The organism is Alteromonas sp. AO-Serp (assembly GCF_017849675.1).
Lineage (GTDB): Bacteria > Pseudomonadota > Gammaproteobacteria > Enterobacterales > Alteromonadaceae > Alteromonas > Alteromonas macleodii.
The window spans coordinates 21,950-28,185 of sequence record NZ_JAFLMX010000270.1 but is presented as its reverse complement, the minus strand read 5'-3'; the positions used below and the strand labels follow the sequence as shown (position 1 = coordinate 28,185).

Annotated in this window: 5 protein-coding genes; all 5 read right to left on the bottom strand. The window is 45.9% G+C overall.

Annotation, left to right across the window (positions count from 1 at the left end):
- The coding region (locus tag QVA83_RS17805) for a preprotein translocase subunit SecA (RefSeq protein ID WP_353844114.1) at positions 1-1,333 on the bottom strand (1,333 nt) is incomplete at its 3' end.
- 181 nt (positions 1,334-1,514) lie between these two features.
- A complete protein-coding gene (locus QVA83_RS17800) occupies positions 1,515-2,393 on the bottom strand; it encodes a M23 family metallopeptidase (protein WP_156078738.1) in 879 nt (292 codons plus the stop codon).
- A 208-nt stretch (positions 2,394-2,601) separates the two neighbouring features.
- Positions 2,602-3,513: a UDP-3-O-acyl-N-acetylglucosamine deacetylase gene (lpxC, locus tag QVA83_RS17795; RefSeq protein ID WP_014980041.1), complete on the bottom strand. Its 912-nt coding sequence runs from the start codon at positions 3,511-3,513 to the stop codon at positions 2,602-2,604.
- A gap of 214 nt (positions 3,514-3,727) precedes the next feature.
- The gene (gene ftsZ, locus QVA83_RS17790) at positions 3,728-4,894 is read right to left on the bottom strand and encodes a cell division protein FtsZ (protein WP_014980042.1); all 1,167 of its coding nucleotides are present in this window, start codon (positions 4,892-4,894) and stop codon (positions 3,728-3,730) included.
- A gap of 108 nt (positions 4,895-5,002) precedes the next feature.
- The gene (gene ftsA, locus QVA83_RS17785) at positions 5,003-6,232 is read right to left on the bottom strand and encodes a cell division protein FtsA (RefSeq protein ID WP_014980043.1); all 1,230 of its coding nucleotides are present in this window, start codon (positions 6,230-6,232) and stop codon (positions 5,003-5,005) included.
- Positions 6,233-6,236 lie beyond the last annotated feature (4 nt).

Genomic DNA, 6,236 nt, shown 5'->3' with positions numbered 1-6,236 from the left:
GTTCTTTGATATCTTCGATAATCGCATTGAACTTGTCTGTTTCGGTACGATAAACCACATCCGGCATATCATTACGAACCATTGGACGGTTAGTCGGAATAACTACCGTTTCCAGACCGTAAATAGACTGGAATTCGAAAGCTTCAGTATCAGCGGTACCCGTCATACCAGACAGCTTGTCGTATAGACGGAAAAAGTTTTGGAATGTGATTGATGCTAACGTTTGGTTTTCATTTTGAATCTTCACACCTTCTTTCGCTTCTACAGCTTGGTGTAAACCTTCAGACCAGCGACGGCCTTCCATCGTACGACCCGTATGCTCGTCAACAATAACGATTTGGTCTTCTTTAACGATGTAGTCTACGTCTTTAGCAAACAACTTGTGTGCACGAAGCGCAGCGTTAATATGATGAAGCAGTGAAATATTACCTGCAGCAAACAGCGACTCGCCTTCAGGCAGCATGCCCTCTTGTTGAAGAATTTCCTCAACGTGAATTTGACCGCGCTCGGTAAGATGAATTTGTTTTGCCTTAAGGTCAATCGTGTAGTCACCATCGCCCTCTTGGCCTTCTTCATCTTCTTTTTCTTGCTGAACAAGTTTAGGAATAATGGTGTTGATGCGGCGATACAGCTCTGAGCTATCTTCGGCCTGACCAGAAATAATAAGTGGTGTACGGGCTTCGTCGATAAGAATTGAGTCAACTTCATCCACTACCGCATAGTTAAGCGGGCGCTGTACGCGGTCTTGTGGGCTAAATGCCATATTGTCACGAAGGTAGTCAAAACCAAATTCGTTGTTCGTACCATAGGTTACGTCAGCTTGATAAGCTTCACGCTTTTGCTGCGGCGACATACCAGGCACGTTACAGCCCACACGCATACCTAGGTAAGTAAATAACTGGTTACTCCACTCAGCATCACGACGAGCAAGGTAATCATTCACAGTAACAACGTGAACCCCTTTGCCAGACAAAGCATTAAGGTAAGTTGGCAAGGTAGCAGTAAGCGTCTTACCTTCACCCGTGCGCATTTCTGAAATTTTACCTTGGTGAAGTACTTGACCACCTAGCATCTGAACGTCGAAGTGACGCATGCCGTATACGCGTTTACTTGCTTCACGCACAGTAGCGAAGGCTTCTACAAGAATATCGTCAAGGGTTTCACCCTTTTCAATACGCGCTTTAAATTCGTCTGTCTTAGCCTTTAGCGCCTCATCGGAAAGCTTTTCAAATTCTGCTTCCAGTGCATTGATGGCATCTACGTTTTTGCGTAATTTTTTTAATAGTCGGTCGTTTCTACTACCGAATACTTTTCGAAGGATGCTTGAAAACATTAGCTTTATTATTCCACTACTTGTCGAGGCGCCGCACAATGTGCACAGCTAAATTAAACGTATAAAACACAACGGTAACCACGTTGTGTTTTGCGATGTTCTAAAATTATGCTTCTTCGTTTTAGATGACTTTTAATTAATAAAGGCACCGTCTACGAGAATTACCTGGCTGCTACCTATGCTACTTTTTGTAGACAAAAGGCAGAGGATCGACTTGTTTTCCGTTTCTTATTACTTCGTAGTGAACATGAACGCCAGTTGAGCGCCCCGTATTGCCCATTTTAGCGATAGGTTCCCCTTTGGTTACCACGTCGCCGATTGAGACAGTAAGGGTGTCGTTATGCCCATAGCGGGTAACAAAACCATCACCGTGATCAATTTCTACAAGTTGGCCATAGCCGTAGCGATCACCCGCCCAGGTCACAATACCTGCAGCAGTTGCCACTACGTTTTCCCCTGCCTTACCAGCGAAATCTAGCCCTTTGTGCATAGTTGGTTCGCCGGTAAACGGGTCGGCCCGCATACCATAATAAGAAGACAACCACCCTGACTCTATCGGACGACCAGATAATTGGCTCTGTTCGTGGATATGGTGACCCCTGACCAAACTTTCAAGCATAGACAACTGTTGAGACTTCAAATCGAGTGATTGCTCTAGTTTGGCTATTTCGTGAAGGATGGGATCGTCTTGAAGGTTATCCGGTATCGATACCGGTACGAAAGCGTCCAGGTCAGCCGCTGACATACCTAATTCTGTTGCGATTTGCTTACCTTTCTCGTCCAGCAATGTAGCCTGCGCAGATAACTCTGCGACGTGAGAAAGCAAAGCTTGTAATTTGACCGTTGTTTGCTGTTTTAACGCTTCAACGTCTTTTTGTCGTTCGTTGACTTCAGTCTGCGCCAAACGAACTCGTGCAATATCTTCTGATACCGATTCTGTTGAACGGCTCGACACTAGCATAAAAATAGACGAGAGCACGGTTGCGCTCACAAGCGTACGGACACTAATACTGTGCTTATAGCGTTTATTTTTACCAGCGAGTGTAATTGTTAGTTTCATACCACGAAGAAAATTGCTGTTTCACGCCACTCTTTTCATACCACTTCATACAACGATGAATGTGTTTTTAGCCAAAGGCGACAACCTTCGACCTATAGTTTTTATGTCACATGGGTGAAATTTATATTAATTATTCGGCTACTGTATCATTTATTTCAGTAAATGCCATACGAAAAAAAGCCGCCCGTAAGGCGGCTTTTTAAAATTCTTACGCTAATGCGGGCTGAGCATAACGAATTGGTGCTGTTTCCTGCGAGTCGTAGGTCACGAACTCCCAACACTCTTTTTGCGCAAGTACTGCATTTAATAGCTTGTTATTCAGACCATGGCCTGTTTTGTACGCACGCAATTCACCAATTAGACTATGGCCGCCAAGGTATAAGTCACCGATAGCATCCAAAATCTTATGCTTTAAGAACTCATCGTCGTAGCGCAACCCTTCAGGGTTGAGTACGCGGAATTCGTCCAACGCCACTGCGTTTTCCATGCTGCCACCCAACGCTAGGTTGTTAGCATTCATGTACTCTAAGTCGCGCATAAAACCAAAAGTTCGTGCACGGCTAACTTCGCTTACATATGAGCATGAATCAAAATCCATCACCATATGCTGACGAGTTTGACTGATCACAGGATGATCAAAGTCAATTTGGAAATCAACGCGGAAACCGTCATAAGGCACTAATTCGGCCCACTTATCGCCATCTTCTACACGAACTGGCTTTTTAATACGAATAAATTGCTTAGGCGCGTTTAGCTCTTCGATACCGGCAGATTGAAGCAAGAATACGAACGGGCTAGCACTTCCGTCCATAATTGGCAGCTCGTTACTGTCTACTTCAACAATAATATTGTCGATACCTAAACCTGCAAGCGCAGACGCTAAGTGTTCTACCGTTTGGATAGTCACACCGTCCTCGTTATTCAGGCACGTACACAGCATGGTATTACCTACCGCGTTCGCACGCGAAGGTATGTCAACATGTGGTTCAAGGTCAACACGCCTAAACACGATACCCGTGTTTGCTGGCGCAGGTCGGAGAGTCATTGTGACCTTTTCCCCTTTATGAAGCCCAATTCCGGTCTCTTGTACCGATTGCTTGATTGTACGTTGTCTAATCATCTGCTTAAGCTTTTACCTATTAAAAAAAGCGGGCGCGAATTATAGTGAGTTATTACTCACATGTCAAAAAACACCCGTTCTGACGGATTTAACTCTGTCAGATTACGTAATTAATCAACCTATCCACGCGAAATTTTTCACGTTGTGTAAATACACCTTACTAGGTGAGACATCACAAACGCGAAATAATTCCCTTCCGTTTCAGGCAGCTAAATTAGTCTGCCTGCTTACGAAGAAATGCAGGAATATCTAAATATTCCAAATCATTTTCTGGCTGTGCACTGTCGTCGGCCTTCAGCGCCTGATTGCCCTCTGTACCGCCTACTGCAGAACGTGGTTCACTTGATTGCGTGTTACCGTATTCTTTTGCAGGCTGTGTTAGACGGGAGCCTTCAGAGCTTACTAGCGAAATGTCAGGCTTGCGCTCTGCGCCAATACCGGTTGCAACAACCGTTACGCGAAGCTCGTCTGTCATTTCCATATCGATCACTGTACCCACAACCACTGTGGCATTCTCTGAGGCAAACGCTTTAACGGCGTTACCAACAGTCTCAAACTCGTCGATGGCGAAATCTGGACCCGCAGTGATATTCACAAGAATACCGCGCGCGCCTGACAAATCGATATCTTCAAGAAGCGGGCTGGCAATCGCGGCTTCAGCAGCTTCTTCAGCACGGTCTGGACCGCTTGCAGCGCCACTACCCATCATCGCTTTACCCATCTCAGACATAACGGTACGTACGTCTGCGAAGTCAACGTTGATTAGACCAGGACGGGTAATCAGTTCAGCAATACCTTGAACTGCACCGCGTAATACGTCATTTGCAGCGCTAAACGCTTGAAGAAGCGGCGTGCCTGGACCCATTACTTTTAACAGCTTTTCATTAGGAATGGTAATTAGCGAGTCAACGTTGTTAGACAACTCAACAATGCCCTGTTCCGCAAACGAGGTGCGTTTTTTACCTTCAAATGGGAATGGCTTGGTAACTACCGCTACCGTAAGAATGCCCATTTCACGAGCAATTTTTGCCACTTCTGGCGCTGCGCCCGTTCCTGTACCACCGCCCATACCGGCAGTAATGAAAACCATGTCTGCACCGTCTAGCGCCTGACGAATGGTTTCTCTGTCTTCTTGTGCTGCTTCTCGACCAATGTTCGGATCAGCACCCGCACCTAACCCTTTTGTTACACTTGAGCCAATTTGAAGTGTAACGTCTGCACTTGAGCTGCGAAGCACCTGTGCATCGGTGTTAACTGCAATAAATTCTACGCCTTCAATGCTTTGAGACACCATGTGCTCAACGGCATTGCCGCCGCCGCCACCGACACCGATGACTTTGATTACGGCTTCTTCGCCGTGACTATCCATTAATTCGAACATACTTACTCTCCGGTTGTACGTCTTTTAAACACTACGCCAGGTCATTCCCTTAGGCTAATTGCTTCCTGCTAGCCTTGATGCCGTAGCTATAGCGCCCCCAAAATAAAATTAAAATTCACCTTTAAACCAGCTTTGCACTCGATGAAATAAGCTTTCACCGGTCTTCTGCGTACTGGACTTCTTATTGTCAGATTGTACTTTGCCATATTGCAGCAGTCCTACGACTGTCGCAAATCCAGCGTCATCAACATATTCGGACAAGCCTTTTACGTTGATGGGTTTGCCCACGCGCACGGGCATCTGGAAAAGTTCTTCGGCAAATTCCACGGCACCTTCCATCTTAGCGGTACCGCCTGTAAGCACAAGGCCTGCAGCGATTTGCTCTTCCAGACCGCTGGCACGAATTTCATCATGTACCAGCTCAAACAGCTCTTGATAGCGAGGTTCAATCACCTCGGCTAACGTATGACGAGACATCACTCTAGCTGGGCGTCCGCCTACGCTAGGTACTTCAATGCTGTCTTCCATACTCACCATATCTTTCAATGCACAGGCGTAATTCACCTTAATTTCTTCTGCATTGCTAATAGGTGTTCTAAATATTTTAGCAATGTCGCTGGTAATTTGATTACCCGCAACCGGTATTACCGCCGTGTGACGAATAGCGCCATCGGTGTAGATAACCATATCCATAGTACCACCACCGATATCAACCACACATACGCCAAGCTCGCGCTCGTCGTCAGTCAGTACCGCATAACTTGATGCCAACGCTGAAAAGATCAGCTGATCGGCATTAAGTTCACAACGCTCAACACATTTCACCATGTTTTTCGCCATATCGTCGGCACAGGTAATAATGTGAGCATCCGCTTCCATTCTTACTCCCGACATGCCAATAGGGTTCTTAATCCCTTCCTGCACATCAATAGTAAATTCTTGTGGTAACACGTGTAGTAGACGACGTTCCGCTGCAATTGGCACACTGCGCGCTGCATGAATAACGTTATCTACGTCTTCTTGTGTTACTTCCTGATTGTTAATCGGTACCATGCCATTTTCATTTTGGCACTTAACGTGTCGTCCCGAGATAGACATAAAAACTGAAGACACTCGGCAATCTGCCATTAACTCCATCTCGTTTACTGCACGCTGGACCGATTTCACCACCAGGTTCAAATCGTTAACGCCGCCCTTATCCATGCCTTTCGATGCATGGGTGCCCACGCCAACAATACTGATTTGATCATCTTCTAGTAATTCACCCACAACAGCTTTTACTTGGCTGGTGCCGATATCTAGTCCTACAATCAAATTGCGTTCAGCAGGTTTTGACATGGTT

What these genes read in the sequence shown, in the direction of transcription:
- QVA83_RS17800 (WP_156078738.1), bottom strand. Translation starts at nt 2,393, where the DNA reads ATGAAACTAACAATTACACTCGCTGGTAAAAATAAACGCTATAAGCAC.
- lpxC (WP_014980041.1), bottom strand. Translation starts at nt 3,513, where the DNA reads ATGATTAGACAACGTACAATCAAGCAATCGGTACAAGAGACCGGAATT.
- ftsZ (WP_014980042.1), bottom strand. Translation starts at nt 4,894, where the DNA reads ATGTTCGAATTAATGGATAGTCACGGCGAAGAAGCCGTAATCAAAGTC.
- ftsA (WP_014980043.1), bottom strand. Translation starts at nt 6,232, where the DNA reads ATGTCAAAACCTGCTGAACGCAATTTGATTGTAGGACTAGATATCGGC.